The following is a 2,563-nucleotide window of genomic DNA, read 5'->3' on the forward strand; positions in this document are numbered from 1 at the left end:
GTATTTTAAATTTGGCCAATGGTGATAAGGTTGAGTATATGCATTCTCTGCACCAGGATAATTAGTCCAATAATATTCGTCCCATCCAACAACTCCGGGATAACCAAATGTTGGGATTGTAGGCATTTCTTCTACAAGTATTTTTAGACCTTCCATACCAAATTCAAAGTTTCTTGGATCGTCCCAATCAATTTTTTCCATATTCTCAACTATTTTATCTAATTCGGAATTAGTCCATCTGGAAGTTGGACCATTTTGTACAGCATATTCACCAATAGGTTTATAAAGTCTCGAATGGAAAGGACTTAAAACCCTGTGCAAATCTGGATGACCTCCCCATGGTTCTGGTGCTGGCCAGTTGGTTGATACCTCAAAGTTTCCAAAGAAAGTTATATCTTGTATTGCTTCATTTGTAACTATAGTAACATCGATTCCGAAATTTCTCCATTGCTGCGCAGCAGCCAAACCATTTCTATTTGAAGGATGAGAAGGAGATGGATGATTAATTATAGTAATCTTCCATGGAGTACCATCTGGCAATAACCATTTACCATTTCTATCTCTCCTAAATCCATTTCTAATTAACAGTTGTTCTGCCACATCAGGTGCATATTTCCACCATCCTGGTCCAAACATCTCTTTGAGAGATTCTATATCATTTGGTACTTTGTATCCTCTTTCTCTTGCGTATTGTGCAGCTCTTAATGGGGTAGAAGGATCATATGGTTTGAATGGTTGTCCATTAACTTCTATATCTAATGTGAAATTTTTTAACCATTCTTCCATCGGCTTATAATAAGTTTCTATGTAATAAGGAGTGGGTGGTAAGTGTAAAACTCCCATTGCAGCAGCGCCATCAAAAGCAATTCCAATGTAATCTACTATGTCTATTGCTAATGTCAATGCCCATCTGACATCTTTTAGATTGTATGGATAAACTTCATTATTTAAAACTAATCCAGTTATAGCAGGATCAACATTAACTATCCATGGATATTCTATTCTGTATCCTCTTGTATATGGATTTCTTTGAGTGAGTGCTCTAAAAGCTTCCATTGTTAAATCGGTCATATCTAAATTATGATTCGCTTGAGCTATTACTTTATTTGAAGTTTCTCCATAATAATAGAAAAGAACATATTTAGGTTTCGGTTCTCCGTACAACATTCCTGTTGGGGTTCTATCCCAATCTTTTCTTTTTTCATACAATGTCCAATAACCAGCTCGATCATAATCTTTTAGTACATAAGGCCCACTGCTTATTGGAGGATTGAAATCAAAAGACACGGGATTTTCAACTTTTTCAAAAATGTGTTTTGGAAATGGTCTCCAAGCTCCCCATCTATCAAGAAAGTTGGAATGGAAACGTGCATTGGATTCTTTCAATTCAAAGACTACCGTATAGTCATCTGTTTTATATACTTTTTCTACATTCAAATTGAATGTATCATGGCTACCCATAGCTGGATATTTCATAGCCGTTTCTATTCCATATACAATATCATCTGCGGTAATTTCTACTCCATCACTCCAATAACAACCTTTCCTTAATTTTATAGTCATCTGAGTGAAATCATTGTTGTATATGGGACCTTCTGCTGCTAAAGCGTTTATTACTTCTCCAGTAGTTGGATCAACTATCCATAAAGGTTCTAATATAAGTTGCTGTATACCTCTATCAGGATTACGCCAGGCAGACGTAAAAACATTAAAGTTTGCCGGAGCCCCAGCTCTTCCTGATAACACATCAACGATCAATGTCTCTTCTCTTGGTACACCTGCAACTTGTGAAAAGCCCGTTATAACAAGTAAAAAAGACAACAAAACTATCCACACACTTTTTTTCATTTTTTACACCTCCTGCTTAAATTTCTTACTTTACTTCCAATCTTTTAAAAAACATAGAACTTTAATACTCGATTTCTAATATTTCTTTACCTTTAACACTTAAAACCACCGAAACTACATCTTCCCCTGTCAATGCTTTGCTTCTTTCATCAGGTTGTTGACCTCCTACATATATCTTGAACTCTCCTGGTTCTAATACACACCTCCCTTCTTCATTTATCAATCCTAACTGTCTTGGTGTAATTCTAAAAGTTATCGTTTTGCTTTCTTGCGGTTTAAGATATACCCGTTTAAATCCTTTGAGTTCATATTTTGGCACTTCTACTGTGCTTTCTATATCTTTTATGTAAAGTTGTACTACATCTTCGCCTGCTATGTCACTTGTATTTTTTACTGTCACTTCTACCTCAATATCTTTTAATTCTTTTATATCCATAACTTGGGGATCTAACTTTAAGTCACTGTATTCAAATTTTGAGTAACTAAGTCCGTATCCAAATGGATAGAGCGGTTCTTCTTTCATGTATCTGTACGTTCTTCCTTTCATTGAGTAATCAGTAAATGGAGGTAGTTGGTCTACTGATTTTACAAACGTTATCGGTAATCTTCCAGCTGGATTGTATTTTCCCAATATTACATCAGCTAACGCTGTACCTCCTTCTTCTCCTGGATACCAACATTCTATTATTGCTGCTATGTTTTCTTGTGCCCAGTT

General features: G+C 35.7%; 2 protein-coding genes. Both read right to left on the reverse strand.

Features of this window, described 5'->3' with window-relative positions; translation table 11 throughout:
- On the reverse strand, positions 1 to 1,848 hold a 1,848-nt coding region (locus tag X924_RS07885), incomplete at its 3' end, for an ABC transporter substrate-binding protein (protein ID WP_146255683.1).
- A gap of 61 nt (positions 1,849 to 1,909) precedes the next feature.
- The coding region (locus tag X924_RS07890) for a glycoside hydrolase family 3 C-terminal domain-containing protein (protein ID WP_199172675.1) at positions 1,910 to 2,563 on the reverse strand (654 nt) is incomplete at its 5' end.

This window comes from Petrotoga sp. 9PWA.NaAc.5.4, from assembly GCF_002895485.1.
GTDB lineage: Bacteria > Thermotogota > Thermotogae > Petrotogales > Petrotogaceae > AZRK01.